This window comes from Mesorhizobium sp. B2-4-6 (assembly GCF_006442775.1).
Lineage (GTDB): Bacteria > Pseudomonadota > Alphaproteobacteria > Rhizobiales > Rhizobiaceae > Mesorhizobium.
This window is the reverse complement of the sequence record NZ_VFVI01000002.1, coordinates 436,051-451,458: the sequence shown is the minus strand read 5'-3', so window position 1 is coordinate 451,458 and position 15,408 is coordinate 436,051. Positions and strand designations below refer to the sequence as shown.

Below are 15,408 nucleotides of genomic sequence, written 5' to 3'. Positions count from 1 at the left end.
GTTGTGGGGGGCAGTGGCTTGTTGTCAGGCACCGCTGCGAAGTTGGGTTGCCTTCCACCCCTTGGCCCGACTTGTTGAAAGATACCGCCTCGATTGCCCGTACCTGTGCCAGGTTTCTTGCCCATTCCTGTTCTCCATTCCTTCGAGCGCCCCGCGCGGGCAGGTGGCGGCGGGTCCTGGATGATCTTGGAGATGCATCCCGAATCGAGGTCAATAAGGCGCTTGAGCTTTTGCGCCTCGACGACGAGGAGTTGGGCCCGCGGCCCACAGACTGGTTCATTGCGTTGGCCGATGCCGCGATTGCCGTCGATCTGCAGGACGAGTTATCGGAGCTGCCCTCTGTCGTAGCCGATGACGGATCGCGGCTCACACCGACCGGGGAGATACTGCTCGTTCGGCAATCTGACGAGCGCAGCATAGCCGCGCGACTGGAACTCGAAAAACGCGTGGCGCCTGTCTACTTCTCACCAAAGACACCTGGAAGGGTCCGCGAGTGGCTCAAAGAGCACTGCGTGTCAAAGGCGTCGGCCGACCCAGCGTCCATCCTATCGGCGTTGTCGCGACGAAGCGGCGACGAGCCGTTGGCTGTCGACGACGAAACACTCATGATGCTGCGCGAAGCGCTTCACGCAATCGATGACGTCCATCGACCGTCGCTTGCGGCTGCAATTGGCAATGTCATTGCCGTGAACGGCTACGTCTTCAAAAAGAAGAAAAAGGTCAGGCTCCACGTTAAGCCGGCCGCGGCCTATCTCCCGACGCCGATCGCCAAGGACACGCGCGGCTGGGCCACCGCGGCGAAGACGGCCGAGGACATTCAATGGGTCGATCCACGCTATGCCGCCGAGTTCCGTGCGGGAACCGCGGGAGAGCTTGGTGCACGGCGGTTCTTCTTGCTGCTTGGTGCGGGTGTCGGCCCTCGCCTCGTTGCCTCGAGCGATGGTTCTCGGGTGCCACTCCACGACGAGCTGCCGATTGCACAGGCGGATGCGTTGGAGCAACTGGCATCATCGCCAAGACCGAGCCATCTGGCGCGCGATTGGATTTCCCCGGATCTGGAGCGGGTGATTGCCGATATTGTGCGGCAGCGCGTCGACGCGAAGCGCCGGGAGCGGTCTCGAGCACTTTTCGAAACACTGTCACGAGAATGGGAACGATTGAGCGAAAGGTCTGAAACAACAGCCACATACCTCTACTACTCTTGGCGCATCGCCGGCACTGTGCCTGCTACCTGGCTGGCGCAGGCAGCATCCGAGCCATGGCTCAGCAGCAAGTCCGGCCGAAAGGTCGCGCCGAGAGAAGTGGCAATAGAAAATGCGACTACGCGCCTGACGAGGGGGCAGGAGAAGTCGCAATACGTTCATGAACTGGATGAAACTGATTCCGGGCATCCCCTCGTTACCGCCCTGGGCATCAAGGGTACGCCACCGGCATCGGAGCTGCTTGACGAACTCAAGGCACTCAAGGAGCAGCACGGGACGCGAGCCCAGCAGGAGGACGTGCAACCACTATATGCAGCCCTCGCCGCGTTGGTCCCGCGAGACGGAGGCCAGCGCGCCGGTGATCTCTCGGCCGCGGAACTTCGCCGTGCTTTCGACAAGGGCAATTTGCTCCTGATGGCCGACGGATGGTTTGCGCCGAGGGATGCCTTTCGAGGCAGGCCCATCTTCGGAAAGCGCCGATATTTTGTTCCCGACCACAGGTCGCTGGTTCCCTTGTGGCAATTGCTACGCATCAGCCATCCGGAGGTACCGGATTGCCTGAAGGTGCTGGAAGAGATTGCAAACAGCGGCGCAAGTCCATCACGTGAGGATCATGCGATTATGGTCGATGTTCTTCGCCATTTGGCCAAGCACGAAGCGTCCCTAACCGCCGGAACAAAACGGCAGCTGATGCAACTGCCACTGTGGACGGCGCGAGGGTGGCAAAGAAAACGGCCATTATACGCCGTGCACGATCGCTCTCTGGAAGAGAAGTTGGGAGATCAGATTGCGTTGTGGCTCCCGGGTTGCTCAATCCAGAGCCTTGGGGAAATACCCGGCCTGCTTGACGTCAATGTGCTCACCGATCGGCAATTCATCGTTGCCCGCGAAAGCCGCCTCGAACCGCCCGACAGGACGACTTCAATGGTGTTTCGGCGAGCGGTTGCACACCTTCGAAACGAGTTTGCCAAGAAGAACCATCGGGTCTGGGACGCGATGGATTGGTCTCGGCTCGTCGGCCTGGAACTGATCCAGGCCGAACCACTGCTGACGCACGCCGACGTCGGCGGGCGGAGGGTGTCTGTCGGACGTAAGATCCATATCGAAGACGGCCGGCTTTATTTCGTGGATACGGAGGAGCTTGGAAGCCCCGATGCCGGAGCACGAATCGTCGCGTCGTTTTTCTCGGGCGAGCTGCCCGAAATGCTTGACTACGCCTGGTCCTATGCGTGGCGAGCCGCTGAGGAAAGGGGCGCACCCGAAGAAGAGCTCGACCTTGCGACCGAGACCGACGAAGAGGATCCGTTTCTGGAATTGGTTACGGGCGGAAAAAAGGCCACCGGCAAGCGATTGTTCGCGGGAGGAGCAGTGCGGAAAGAGAGACGCGTCGGGAAGGCAAAGATCGCGTCCCCGCCACCGGCTAGGCGCCTCAAGACATTCGAAGGTGCGACGATTGCCCGCGTTGAAGTCGTGGCGGGCACCCAAAAGGTCGAGCCACTGAAGAAAGCCAGCAAGACGCTGATTATTGACCCCGTAAGACCGGTGGAGTTTGCCAACCGCCTGCGCTCGCCCGATCCGGTGAAGGAATGGAGCGAAGAAGAACGCGAGCGTCGCGGTTTTGAAATTCTGGCGGCGGCGCTCAAGAAGATCAACCAGCAAAAGCTCGAGGATTTTCGCGACATGCGCCATGTTGGTGCTGATTCGATCGATGACTTGAGGAGATATTTCGAACTCAAGGCGCATCTGGGAGACGCGCCCGACGAAGTTCGCTTTGAGGCAAGCCAGTTCGAACGTGCGGTCAGGGAAGGCAAGAACTATTTTCTTGCCGTGGTGTCGGGCCTTGAGGAAGGCAAGGAAACTCAGATCAGCATATTCCCAGATCCGGTTCGGAATTTGCAGTGGCGCCGGACATCGACGATCAAACTCGGAGGCATTCGTTCCGGTGCCTCAAAGGTTCTGCGAATTTCAATCGACACGGGCTGAACATATGGCAGTTTCCGCGGCCGGACCGCTGAGATTTACCAGTTCCCGCCATTCAACCGAGAGTAGTTGGACGCCGGCGAAATAGGGAGGTCTACCCTAAAGTCGTAGTCGTCGATCAGCCTGCGCAGGGTCTTCACCCGTTTCCGCATAAGGAGAGCTAATTTCGCGCCTCTCAAGACGGCACCTGCGCAACCGCGACTCTCATGAGTCGCCCACAAGCCGAACTTAAGTGAACAAGCGTCCAAAGGAAATGCCGCAACCTAGGGCTCGCGTAAGGGTGGACCTGAGGCGGACAATGACAATTTGCTCATTTGCGCTTTTTGCAAGTGATATTGGGTCCTGCGGATTGGCCGCTTCAGCCAAATGTCTTCCAAAAGTGGACTGACATTTTCCGTGACCCGAAAGCGAAATGTGATCACTTTCCTCGATTGACGTTATCCTTCTTCGAATGATCGGGATTGTCCCGCGCATATTCCCGGCCGTTAATTTTAACGACGTGTGCGTCTTGGTGTTCGCCACGCTTAATCTCGGCCACAACGTTTCTTCGAGGAACATCTTTTCGATTGCCGATATCGTAATGCTCGTTCCGGCCCCCGGGGCCATCATTCTTACCTTTGATCTTAGTCATGTCGCGTTTCCAAATGTCACTATCTGGGGTTCGCAGAAAGAAAATTTCAAGGCGCCAGTTGAGCGCTGATGTCTGTATACCACACACTCGGGCGACTTGCAGACTTTCCGCTTGCCTGTTGCTGACCAAGTGGGCAGACACGGCAGCATCGAGGAGCGAGCTGCATCAAAAATCTCCGAGATGGGATCGATCCCGAAGGCATGTTCGCAGTCCTGGCGAAGGCATCGCCTTATCTCCCGGCTTTGCGCCATCCGGCTGCGCGCGCGTCGTCTTCGCTGCAAAACCAGCGCTCTCCTTTGCCAGTCGAAATTACCGTCTCGTCATAGTGCTCCTGGCCCGGCACATGATAGATGCGCTCGCCGGTGTTCATGCTGATGTTCCCCTTGATGTCGCAGCCACCGGAGCCAGAGCCGAACAAGGAAAGGGTGGATGACGGTTGCTCGCCGTCACCGCCGCGGTGTTCAGAGCGCCATTCCCAGGGCGCTTGGAACGCTCCGACCCACAGACCGACCTTTGCCGCCTCAGCCTGCGCCTGCTGCTGTGCGTAGGCGCCGTGGCTGTATCTGGGCCAATCCAGCGCCTGGCCGTGCTCGACCATCCAGGCGGCGATACTGGCGCCATCCGCACGCCGGCAGTCCCCGACGAAGCGATGATAGCGATCCCAACTCACGAAGGTGCATTGGACGGGCCTAGAGGCCGTCAGGAAGGTGTCCAGCGCTTCGGCCGAGCGCCGCCCGCAAGGATATTCGAAGCCCTTGGCGTCGTCGCAATATTGTCGGCTCTCGGGCGCGTCGATGCCGTTGAAGCGGATGCGCTGGCCGTGCACTTCGATCGTGTCGCCGTCGATGACAGAGGCAACGCCAGCGATCGGCGCCGACTTCGGCCCGACCAAGTTCGATAGATTGATGTCGGGCACGTCGCCGCTGTACTGCATGACGAACTGAGTGACCAAGACCGCGGCTGCGGCGACCGTGACGAAGACCAGCCGCTTCGGAACGCTGGCCAACAAGATTGCGCGACGACGCCTGGCGCCAGTGCGCTTTCGCCACTGACCCGAGCGGTTGTCGTGCCGCGATCTGTCCATTGCCGCGCCTATGCCGACCAGCCGGGCCACGTCGAATCGATCATAGGCATGCCAGCGCAGTAATAGTCGTAGACGAACTGCCCGGTCGCCATGTCGCGACACCGCCAGATCAGATTGTAGTTTGGCCCGTAGAACTGGTCCCAGGCGACGCCATACTGTGGCCGTGGAACATAGTAGCCCCCGCCGCCATTCTTTGCGGCGGCGCCGGCCGCCGCAGCGACCCCCGCAACCGCTATTCCAGTCGCAACGGCGTTGTCTGTCTGTATGAGCCTAATGCACTTCTCGGCCGTTGCACCGCGGCGAGTTAGAAGGGCCGCGACACGACTTCGATACTTGTCGTCGGTGCTGGTCGCGAGCGCGCGACAGAGGTTTATGGTGTTCTGAGCCGTAAGATCGCTATCGGAAACATTTATGTTCGTCGAGCAGCCGCCGATGAACACGGAAGCGCCCGCAAGAAATGCCATCGCCTTCATTGATTGATCCCCCGCCGAATACTGGGGGCATTTCGCAACGGCTGTCTACAGCTTTGTTTCAGTTGGGCGTCCCAGGCATCTAGTTCCAATGGCTTATGCCCCGGCTGCTCATGCCAGACGACTTGCCGCAGATCGTCAAGAGGCAGACGGGCGTCGATGCCCCGACCCGTGGCGCAATGAGGGGAATTCGCCGCCGCGCGAGAAAGGTAGTCATGAACGAAGAACAGTATTTCAACGAGTGGATGGAGCGAAAAGACGAAAGAAGAAAGCAAATATGCGTTGATTGTTCGAGTCTCGCCGCGCATTATCGCGCGGGGTGGGGAAATGACGAAACTTCGGAACGCTATTGAAGCCGAATTTGTGGTGGATATTCCGCCGCAGTTCGAGAAACACGCCGATGCCGCGATGCTTCGGCTGCAGGCACTCTACCCCAATTGCCGCCTTGTGTGGAAGGGCGACACGATATCAATAGGCTCATCGGGCGGCATTGCCGAAGACCAGCTTCGGAAAGATATTTTGCACGCCGTCTATCGCGAGAAAATATATGCGGAAACCTTAGTCACGCGTGAGGCGCTTGTCGCCGCGGTGACAAGCCGATGAACGTATGGCCATTGAAGTTCCGCGAGATGCCGGACGGGTCGTTGCTGTTCTCCGATGACGCAGGCGAGTTCTTCAAGTCCAGCCACGGCTTCCTGGATCGGTACGCCACCGACAACCTGTCTCCCGCCGATGAGACATTCCTGAGGGAGGGAAATCACGGCTTCGACAAGGAGTTCGACCTTCACTGGACCTCGTTCGCCTACAGGTGGGCGCGGCGGCAGTCGAGGCCGACGAGAATGAACTACGTCATCCTCGTGCCGACCCTCCGCTGTAACCTTGCCTGCGGCTATTGCCAGGTTTCCCGCGCTCCCGAAAAGGCCCGCGGGTTCGACTGGTCGCCCGAAATCCTCGCCGGTGTCCTTACGTTTCTCGACAGTCTGGAAGGTCCCGACATCAAGATCGAATTCCAGGGTGGCGAGCCCCTGTTGCGGGTCGACTTGATGGAAGCCGTGCGCGACTTCTGCCGGGAAAAGTTTTCCCAATGCCAGTTCGTCGTCTGCACGAACTTGCAGCGACTGGATCCTCGCGCATGGGCGTTCTTGGATGCCGACGACACCTTCATCAGCACCTCCCTTGACGGAGACCGTATAACGCATGAGCGCCAGCGCACGCATGGAAGCGAAGTCACCGACGCCTTCTTTCGAAATCTTGAGGCAGCCGTTTCGCGCTATCCGAAGGGCAAGATATCGGCGTTGCCGACGGTGGACGTTGCCAACCCACCGGACTTCGAGGCGCTGCTGGACAACTACGAACGCTACGGAGTCCGGTCCGTCTACCTTCGCCCGATAAACCACCAAGGATTCGCGCGAAAGATCCAGCAGGGCGACAACGTCCTTGCGCGTTGGAATCGCCTTCATTGCGAATTCATCGACCTGCTGATCGCTCGCAACCATCGCACTGGGCGCTTTATGGAGGAATACTACTTCAGCCAGTGCCTGAAGCGTGTGCTCCGCTTCGATGCCGACAACCACGTCGACATACGCAACCCGAACTTCTTCGCCTCCGACTACGCCGTGATAGACCACGACGGCCGCTTCTACCCTACCGACGAGGCCCGGATGCTGTCCAGGATCGGCCGTATCGATCTCAGCATTGGTGACGTCGGGACGGGAATCGACCGGGCAAAGGTAGACGTTCTCAATTCGGGGGCACTCAACCATTTCGATCCAGATTGCATCCATTGCGCCTATCAGCCGTTCTGCGGCACCGACGTGATCGACGATATCTCCCGGTATGGCCGGATCGACGTTCCGCGGCCTGACACATGGTTCTGCGGCCGGCATCTGTCGCTCTTCGACAAGGTCTTTGAGGTTCTCTACCGAAAGGACGAGCCAACGCGCGCCTCGGTGGCCGCATGGCTCGGCGTTGCCGGCTGGACCGGTGACATGGCGCCGGCGCACCCATGATACCCCTGCGCATCAAGGTGGAAGCAAACGCTGACCAGCCTTTCGTGGTCCGGCTTCGCTCGTTCGAGACCGCAGTCTGCGAGCAAAGGACTGAACAACTGAACCCTTTCGACGCCGCGCTGGAGCGCGTCGGCCCGGAAGGGGCTGACTACGTCGGCGAGGGCGGTCCGATCCGAATCCTTGGCATCGATCCTTCCAAAGTGGATGGAGACGTGTTGCTCGTGAACCCGCGGCGCGGAACCGCGGACCGCCTTATCCGCAGCTCGTCGCAGCACAACACGTTCCTGGTTACCGAGCGGTGCGACCAGATTTGCCTGATGTGCTCCCAGCCGCCCAAGAAGCACCACGTCGACCTATTCCCGCATTTCCAGACTGCTGCGTTGCTTGCTCCGGAAGGCGCGACGATCGGGGTTTCGGGCGGGGAGCCGACGCTCTCCAAGGCTCAGCTGTTCCGATTTCTCCAGAGCGTGCTCGAGGCGCGCCCGGACCTTTCCTTCCACGTCCTGACGAATGGCCAGCACTTTGAAGAAGCCGATCGGGACGCGATGGGCCACATCGAGCGGGGCAGGGTGGTCTGGGGTATCCCTCTCTATTCCCGCGATGCGGGCGTGCATGACGAGATCGTCGGCAAGGCGGGCGCGCACGCACGGCTCTTGGAGAATTTGGCTCTGATGTGCCGTCTGGGTGCACAGGTAGAGCTTCGCACCGTGCTGATGCGCCCAAACGCCGACGGGCTGTTTGGTCTGGCACGGTTCATCGCGTCGACGCTTCCCTTCATCCGCACCTGGGCAGTCATGCAGATGGAGAACATCGGCTACGGCCGCATGAACTGGAATACGCTCTTCTACGACAGTTCGGAAGGCTTCGATGTTGTCGGCCGTTCCATCGATCTCGTGAGGAGCCGCGGGATTGACGCTTGGCTCTACAATTTCCCGCTCTGCACGGTGCCGGAAGGATACCGCCATCTCGCGCCGGCCACGATCTCCGACTGGAAGCGTGCCTACCGGGAAGAGTGCGACGGATGCTCGTTGAAAGCTCGGTGCGGGGGATTTTTCGAGTGGCATCCAGCTAACCACGGATACAGCAACTTGGGGGCTATCCAATGAAGAAGCGGCTTTTCGCGATACCGTCGCTGCTCGCGGCGGGATTCTTGCCAGCCAATGCACAGGCGCTGCCCGCCAAACCAACGTTGGACGGCGACCTCGGAAAGACGAAGTCCCTCTTCGATATCTTCAAGCTCGACCACCTGTATACGCTGGCCGGACATAGCAGCCACAGCAGTCACAGCAGCCATAGTTCTCACTCGAGTCATAGGTCGTCGACCGGCGGCTATTCCTACATCCCGCCAGCGCCGAGTGAATCCGCTCCGCTGTATAGCGCGCCGTCCACGCCCGCGCCGACCTACCAGGCGCCCGCTATCGCGCCAGTGCCGGCACCGCTGAAGACACTTCCAGGCAACGCCTACAAGTTCAAGGAGATCGTCCAGGAGGTCCAGTTCGCCTTGCTCGCGTTCGGCTACTACAACGGCGAGATAGACGGCGAGATGAATCCGGAGTTGAGAGCCGGGCTGCTACGCATGCAGGCAGACTACTTTTTGAAGGTAACCGGGACGATCACTCCCGAGACGCTGACTGCGCTAAGGATAGAGGCCAGATAGGGAGGGCTTGATTTTGCTGTCGCCTGACCTGCTCAGGTGCTCGACGCTACAATGCTTGGCAACCTCTGCCCTGCATAGGGCAGCTATCGTGGCTGGCTCTCGAGCGCGGATTGAAGCTTAGCTTCGTAAAAATGCAACGAATGGATATAAACAAGATTAACTATTCAGTTCGCCAACTTTTTATTGCGAGGGATCTAGACTTTCCCGGATCGCCTATGTATAGGATCGCCCATGTTCAAGAGCGCCCTTTCTTTCGCACGCATATGACCCTCGCCACCCGGTGAGCGACGTCATTTATCGTGTCAAAGGAAGGAACCAAATCTTGGATATCACCGATCGTATCAAGCAGGCTATCGCGGCGCATGCGCGTCCGTTGCCTGAGTACGTTTCTCCCGGCGACCTCGACCTCCGCTTCGGCGTAGGCAACGCACCCGATGGCTGGCATCTCACAGACGAGAGTCTGGTGCGCGCAGGGCACTACTGCACGTACGCTCGCAGGGCGACCGCGATCGTGCTCGTGCCTGGGTTCCCGTCGATCCCTACCTACTGGCGGCCCGCCGTATTCTTCCTGCCGGACGACGTGATCCAGAAGCCGGAGATGGCGTACGACGGCGACCCGCTGCGGCGCGGCTGCAAGCTCGTCCCGGTCGTGCAAGGTGCCGACATGAAGGAGGCGAATATCCAGCGCGATGTTTTCGGGCATGTCGACCCGGCGTTGGATGCCCTGGCTCGCTTCTACCGACGGACCGGACAGCGCTGGGAAGTTCTCTATCTCCGTGAGCGTGATCGCTCCCAGAAGGCGGGCGAGGCTTTCGACTGGTCAGAGCTGCCTGTCGACCCGGGCACGCTCTCCTAGGGTCTCGAATTCGAAGCCGCCATTTGGGCGGCTCCCCCCAACTGAGACCAACGCGGCATTCGACGATGCCGCGGTTGCCAGCGTGTACCCCAATCCCGGGGAGCGCAGCCGCCTCCTACCAACGAAAGGATCCAAGCATGCCCAACTCCGAATCTACCCCCAAGTCTGAACCCCGTATGAGGAAGATCCTGGTTCCGATTCGCGACGAACCTGATTTCCCCATCGAATTCAACTTCATGCTTTCCGCAGAGACCGCCGAACGTCTCCGCATCCGGCGGGACATCATTCTCGTTGTCGATGAGACCAAGGAGCACACCGACGATGACCGCGGCGTCCTCCGGCTGAAGATGGCTGACCAGAGCGGAGTGCAGTGCGCCGTTGCGAGGGTGTGTTCGCCGGCGAGTTGGCCGCAGCAGCGTGATCATGCACTCGACTTTCCGCAGGAGGCCGCTGCCTCCCTCCTGAGGGAGTGGAATCCGATGGGCCCGAGGATCCAGCAGAGTTAGGGCAGTGAGCTACCCAATACAGGTGGGCGCCGGCCCACCTGTATAACGGCACCGTCGAGGCGTCTTTCAGGGTTGCACCTACCACCAATCGACGTCAGCATTTCTTATGTAGCTAAGCCGGTCGGCAACGAAAGACGGCTGGGCACACCAACGAACTAGGGATCGTCATGAACCGCACCGCTAGGCGTGCCGCGCAAGCGCAGGCGCGAAGGAAAACTATTGACCGCATCACGGCTGTGCACGAGGCAGGCCACGCGGTCGCCCGACTGCTTGCCGCCGAGGACATGGGATACCTTTTCGAGATGGGGGTCGATAGCATCCAGATCGGAACTGGGCCCAGTTGGCGCAGCGCAGACGGTAGGATTGTGCTGAACTCGGCGGCGATCTGCTACGGGCCAGCGGTATCCAAGGTACTGGCAGTTGCCTACACGCAGGCCTATCCGGGCAGCGGGTCGATTTCTGCGGATGAATTCAACGCCCGGCTATTGACCCTTGGCACGGCCGAGCAGCGAGCCATTTCAGGACAAGCGAAGATGATCGTCACCGCCATGGGGGCGGCTGCCGAGGCCCGACTGACCGGGGCGACATGGGAGGAGGTGTTCCTAAGCGACCCCTGCATCGGCGATCGAACGGATTTCAGACGAGATGCCCGACTTGCTGGCTTTGGCGATGACGACTTGGCTGTTGCGGTAGCCAGGGTCAGATCCACTGTGATCAAACTCATTGCCGTGCCGGAGGTCTGGAGTGCCATTGGAGCAGTCGCCTCTGCCATGAAGGGGGACCTTTCGGGCAGGCAGGTCGCCCTGCTGGCCGCGCCCCACATCAGGGGAATGCGGTTGAGTAATGTCGCCGTGAGTGCACATCCCCGACGCCAATGAAGAAAGCGTCCGAAGCCTTCTTTCATCCCTTGCTTAGCCGGCAGTGCGCGGCAGAGGCATCGATTCTTGCTTCCAGCGAACGCAAGCTATTGCGGAAACTGGAGCTCGAAAATGTCGGCAGAACCGTTCTCCGTAAGTCACAATCTTTTCAAGGTGGGCCGCAAGGGTTTCGCCGTCCTCGAAAGCATGATTTTCCCATTTCCGCTCGACCACGAAGGCCCGAACCACAGGGCGGCTCGCCTGACGATCCGGACAGCCGATGCCCAGTACGCGGTCTACGCGGCGAACATGAATCTGCGGGCCGCGCGCGAATTGGCCAGCCTGTTGCCGCTTCCGCGGGGTGACCTTAACGGGTTGAAGCTCACCGCCGGCCACGATGGCATGCGCAGCTGGGGCGACCCCTTCGTTGTGGCAGGCGAGGTGCCTTCGCGGGATTGGGTTCTGCAGGTTGACGACCCGGGCGACGCAGCAGTTCAGGTCGGTGACATTTTCACGCCGGATGGGCTTGACCGCCTGACGCCATCGAAGCATCCCCACGCCCAAATCGAAGACCATGTCGCGCGGGAATTCTATCGTCTGCGAGCCGCCGAGAGAGAAGCCAAATTCACACTCTGAGGCACAGCGTCAACGCTTCGCCCCAGTCGGACGTTTCGCCCTCGGTGTGACAACGACCAAGTCGTCCAGGCCCTCATCATATTCGTAGGCAACGCCGTCGAGCTTAATCCCACCTTCGTCTGGCGGGAGAGGGGGCGCTCCGTTGGCGTGGGCTTCGCACGCAACGTAAAGCCAGTGCTTGTCTCGGAGGCTGGCCGGCTCGCCGCAGGTCTCGCAGTATCGATAGGAGCGCGAGTCGGCGAGGAACTCCGCCTTGTCTAGCGCAAGGTGGACCAAGTTCGCCACAGGGCCCTCGGGCATTGCGTCAACCCTCAGGCTTCCATACTTCTCGTAGACCCTTTCGAGGCGCAGGCGCGTTCCTGACGGCAGGGCGACGGCCACTTCGCCGAAATACTTGTCCAGGACCTTTTCCCATCCCGGTCCGCACTCGAAATCCATCCGGATCGGAATTAGGTCAGGGTACTTCGTCTTCAAGTTCGAGAAGTCGGTCATCTGGAGGCCCTTCACCGTTCGCCAAGCCGTCAGCTTGCAGCGATAGCAAGCTGGAGGTGAAGGTTTCGTTCATCTCAGCGGGCGAGGCCGGCCGACCGGGCAGACAGCATCCCGCTCTTCAATGCGGCTTTCGAAAACAGCTCATATGTGAGGCGAAAAGCGACCCCGGCACCAAAAGCAGCCAGGATATGAGGTGGATGGACGGCCGCCCCCGATTTGAGAAGCTAAGCTGTCAGTGGATTCACGTATCGGATGACTATCGATATCAGAGTGGAATGCCCGGCAGCGACGTCTGAGTTTCTCCGGCCGAGTTCCCTGATGTCGCACCAGCCACGACTCAAATTGATCCAGGAAAGGGAGCGAAAAAAGGATGGCATTCAACATCGATTCTGTCGTTGCGCCAGTCGGGTTCCGGTGGACGGGAACTGCGCCATCGAGCCGTGTTCACTACCAACATGAGGACACCTGTCCAGGCCGTTTTCCAGCATAGCCAATCGGAACTGAAAAAATGAAAATTTGGCTCATCTCGGATTTGCACCTCGAAGTCGCTGACCTGCGGGAGCCGCTAGTCATTCCTGAGGCCGACGTCTGCATTGTCGCCGGAGACCTCTGCCGCGCGCCAGCCGATGGGATGCGCTGGCTGGCAAAGCACGTCGCCCACGCAATGACTTGCATCTACGTCGCTGGAAACCACGAATTTTATAAAGGCGATCTTTTCCCAGTAGAAAGCCCATCGATCGCCTCTCGAACGCGAAGAGGCCTCCTCCGTTATGCGTCCTGGCCTTGCCTGAGGGGATGTGGAGGACCTCGTACTGGTCGCCGTCCTGGGCCCCGCGGAAGATTTCCAGGAGCCGACCGAGCACGACCTCGCATACTTGCGAGCAAAGATCTGAACAGCACTGTGAATTTCCGAGGATCAGGAAGGGATGGGACTCGCACCTATCTATTATCTCGCTACGATTGAAATCGAAGCATAAGATTCGGAACGGTCCAATGGGTTCTTCTACGGTAGCATCGCTCGGTTACATTGCAGATCAGGAGACGAAGGTCGACTTGCTTCGTAACGAGGCAATTTCCAAGGTCATCGTGGATCTGATCTGCAGATCTAAGACTTCAGTGACCGTAGGCGTCCATGGTGACTGGGGCGCAGGCAAGTCGAGCGTTCTTCATATGTTGGAGCACGCGTTCGGAGAAGGCTCCGCGAAGGACAGCGGCAGCCTGTGCATCCGTTTCAACGGATGGGAATTCCAAGGCTTCGAGGATGCCAAGATCGCCCTGATCGAAGGTATCGTCACGCAGCTCGTCGAGAACAGGACGCTTGGAAACGAGGCCAAGGCCCTTCTGAAGCGGATCCTCAAGAGCATCGACCTTCTGAAGGTGGCGAAGCGCGCCGGAGGCGTGGCGATGGATCTCGCCATGGGAGTACCGCTCATGACGATGATGGCGATGGCGGAGTCGTTCGCCACGAATCCTGGCACCGTCGCCACTGCGGAGAACGCGCGGACGGCCCTATCCGAGGTAAGGGGCGTACTCAGGGACTCACCCGGCCAGGCATCCGTGCCTAAGGAACTTTGGGATTTCAAGGAAGCCTTCGGTCAACTCCTGAAGGAGACAGGGGTCAAGCGTCTCGTCGTCCTCGTCGACGATTTGGACCGTTGCCTTCCAGAAACAGCGATCCAGACCCTCGAGGCCATCCGTCTGTTCGTATCGCTTCCGAACACCGCGTTCGTCATCGGTGCGGACGAGGCGATGATCGAATATGCGGTGAAGGACCACTTCAAGGACCTTCCTGAAGACAAGATCAGGGGTGGATATCCAAGGGCTTACCTGGAGAAGCTGATCCAGGTTCCTTTCAGGATACCGTCCTTGGGCGAGGCCGAAACCCGTATTTACGTAACTATGCTGCTGATCGGGACGGCCGTTGGTGAGGACCATGCCTCGTTCAGGAAACTTCTCGTACGCGCACGTGAATTGCTGGCGCAGCCGTGGGAGCGGAAGGCCCTAAGCGACGACGACCTGACGGCGGCGTTCGTCGCTGTCCCGGATGGTGTCGCCCGTCTTGCGGCTACCGCAGACACCATCAGCCCGGTGTTGGCACAGGGAACCCAAGGCAATCCAAGGCAGATCAAGAGGTTCATCAACGCGCTCAACCTCCGCCTGGCTATCGCAGAAGCCCGAGGCTTCGGGGATGCGATCGATGCCGCAGTGCTGGCGAAGTTCATGTTGGCGGAGATGTACCTGCCGGACTCTATGTTCAAGCACATGGCTACCACCGCCGCATCCTCGGAGGACGGCCTATGTGGGGATGTCGCGACGCTTGAAGCTCTCGTTCGAGCGTCCGCGCCGGGACAGGCGGACGAAGACGAGGCGAAGTCGGAAGCCTTGTCCACGGATGGTCTCGAACTGGCTGCGGAATGGGCGACCCAGCCCGAGGTGGTCCGCTGGGCTCGCGTCGAGCCGCGGATCGGGAAGATTTCCCTGAAACCCTACCTGTTCGTCGTCAACGACAGGCAGAACTTCGTCGAAGGCTCAAAGCCGATGTCCGCGAAGCTGAGAGCGCTCGTCCAGAAGCTCCTCGGAGGCGAGTTCGCGGTTGCATCTGCACGTCCGGATATCCAACAACTCGACGGTGCCGAAGTCGAGCAGGTCTTCAGCCAGTTCAAGTCGATGCTCCTCATGGAGAAGTCGTTGAGCACTCAGCCCGCTTCCGTAAATGCGCTGTCGGGGATCGTCGCGGCCCATCCGGCTTACCAGGGACGATACGTGGAAGTGCTGGAACAACTGCCTCCTGGCAGCCTCGGGTCGTGGGCGAGTTCCAAGTTCACCAGCACTTTCACGTCGAGCACTGCAGTAACGCGATTCGAGCAACTGAAAGCCAGGTGGTCGAAAGAGGGAGGGGCTCCGCTGAGGAAAGCCGTCGAAGTGATGGCAAAAGCGAAGGGCGGCTGACATGGGGACGTCAACACCATTCCGCGGTAACAAGAACGGGAATCCTCTGCTCCCTAGCTGGCTGGACGACGCACCGCCG

Annotated in this window: 14 protein-coding genes; 10 read left to right on the top strand and 4 right to left on the bottom strand. The window is 59.7% G+C overall.

Translation table 11 applies throughout. The features are described 5' to 3' along the window. The first annotated feature begins 230 nt into the window (after positions 1 to 230). Complete coding sequence (locus tag FJ957_RS08050; RefSeq protein ID WP_140830300.1) at positions 231 to 3,185, top strand: hypothetical protein; 2,955 nt, start codon at positions 231 to 233, stop codon at positions 3,183 to 3,185. 415 nt (positions 3,186 to 3,600) lie between these two features. On the opposite strand, the gene FJ957_RS08045 is transcribed toward FJ957_RS08050, so the two are convergent. From FJ957_RS08045 to FJ957_RS08035, 3 genes are all read right to left on the bottom strand, one after another. Further along, positions 3,601 to 3,813 carry a DUF3892 domain-containing protein gene (locus tag FJ957_RS08045; protein WP_140830298.1) on the bottom strand — a complete coding sequence of 71 codons (213 nt, stop codon included), beginning with the start codon at positions 3,811 to 3,813 and terminating at the stop codon, positions 3,601 to 3,603. A gap of 229 nt (positions 3,814 to 4,042) precedes the next feature. Further along, positions 4,043 to 4,819, bottom strand: coding sequence for a thermonuclease family protein (locus FJ957_RS08040; protein ID WP_246685785.1), 777 nt, complete (start codon positions 4,817 to 4,819; stop codon positions 4,043 to 4,045). An 86-nt stretch (positions 4,820 to 4,905) separates the two neighbouring features. Further along, the gene (locus FJ957_RS08035; protein WP_140830296.1) at positions 4,906 to 5,370 is read right to left on the bottom strand and encodes a hypothetical protein; all 465 of its coding nucleotides are present in this window, start codon (positions 5,368 to 5,370) and stop codon (positions 4,906 to 4,908) included. A gap of 324 nt (positions 5,371 to 5,694) precedes the next feature. Here FJ957_RS08035 and FJ957_RS08030 point away from each other — a divergent pair, with 324 nt between their 5' ends. The 8 genes from FJ957_RS08030 (at position 5,695) to FJ957_RS07995 (ending at position 11,888) form a co-directional block, all read left to right on the top strand. Further along, the gene (locus tag FJ957_RS08030; protein ID WP_140830294.1) at positions 5,695 to 5,970 is read left to right on the top strand and encodes a hypothetical protein; all 276 of its coding nucleotides are present in this window, start codon (positions 5,695 to 5,697) and stop codon (positions 5,968 to 5,970) included. After that, the gene (gene hxsB, locus FJ957_RS08025) at positions 5,967 to 7,376 is read left to right on the top strand and encodes a His-Xaa-Ser system radical SAM maturase HxsB (protein WP_140830292.1); all 1,410 of its coding nucleotides are present in this window, start codon (positions 5,967 to 5,969) and stop codon (positions 7,374 to 7,376) included. Before FJ957_RS08030 ends, hxsB begins: the two co-directional genes overlap by 4 nt. After that, a complete protein-coding gene (gene hxsC / locus FJ957_RS08020) occupies positions 7,373 to 8,482 on the top strand; it encodes a His-Xaa-Ser system radical SAM maturase HxsC (protein WP_140830290.1) in 1,110 nt (369 codons plus the stop codon). The genes hxsB and hxsC overlap by 4 nt, the downstream gene beginning before the upstream one ends. Beyond that, positions 8,479 to 9,033 carry a His-Xaa-Ser repeat protein HxsA gene (gene hxsA, locus FJ957_RS08015; protein ID WP_140830289.1) on the top strand — a complete coding sequence of 185 codons (555 nt, stop codon included), beginning with the start codon at positions 8,479 to 8,481 and terminating at the stop codon, positions 9,031 to 9,033. The genes hxsC and hxsA overlap by 4 nt, the downstream gene beginning before the upstream one ends. 322 nt (positions 9,034 to 9,355) lie before the next feature. Next, positions 9,356 to 9,889, top strand: a complete 534-nt coding sequence (locus tag FJ957_RS08010; RefSeq protein WP_140830287.1) for a hypothetical protein — start codon at positions 9,356 to 9,358, stop codon at positions 9,887 to 9,889. A gap of 176 nt (positions 9,890 to 10,065) precedes the next feature. After that, positions 10,066 to 10,395 carry a hypothetical protein gene (locus FJ957_RS08005; RefSeq protein WP_140830285.1) on the top strand — a complete coding sequence of 110 codons (330 nt, stop codon included), beginning with the start codon at positions 10,066 to 10,068 and terminating at the stop codon, positions 10,393 to 10,395. A gap of 167 nt (positions 10,396 to 10,562) precedes the next feature. Further along, positions 10,563 to 11,273 (top strand): hypothetical protein, encoded by a 711-nt coding sequence (locus FJ957_RS08000; RefSeq protein ID WP_140830284.1) that lies wholly within the window; start codon positions 10,563 to 10,565, stop codon positions 11,271 to 11,273. A 111-nt stretch (positions 11,274 to 11,384) separates the two neighbouring features. Next, positions 11,385 to 11,888: a hypothetical protein gene (locus FJ957_RS07995; RefSeq protein ID WP_140830282.1), complete on the top strand. Its 504-nt coding sequence runs from the start codon at positions 11,385 to 11,387 to the stop codon at positions 11,886 to 11,888. Between the two features lie 9 nt (positions 11,889 to 11,897). Here FJ957_RS07995 and FJ957_RS07990 read toward each other — a convergent pair whose 3' ends face one another. After that, positions 11,898 to 12,380, bottom strand: a complete 483-nt coding sequence (locus FJ957_RS07990; RefSeq protein WP_140830281.1) for a hypothetical protein — start codon at positions 12,378 to 12,380, stop codon at positions 11,898 to 11,900. A 993-nt stretch (positions 12,381 to 13,373) separates the two neighbouring features. On the opposite strand from FJ957_RS07990, the gene qatA reads away from it, so the two are divergent. Beyond that, positions 13,374 to 15,329 carry a Qat anti-phage system ATPase QatA gene (gene qatA, locus FJ957_RS07980; protein WP_140830277.1) on the top strand — a complete coding sequence of 652 codons (1,956 nt, stop codon included), beginning with the start codon at positions 13,374 to 13,376 and terminating at the stop codon, positions 15,327 to 15,329. Positions 15,330 to 15,408 lie beyond the last annotated feature (79 nt).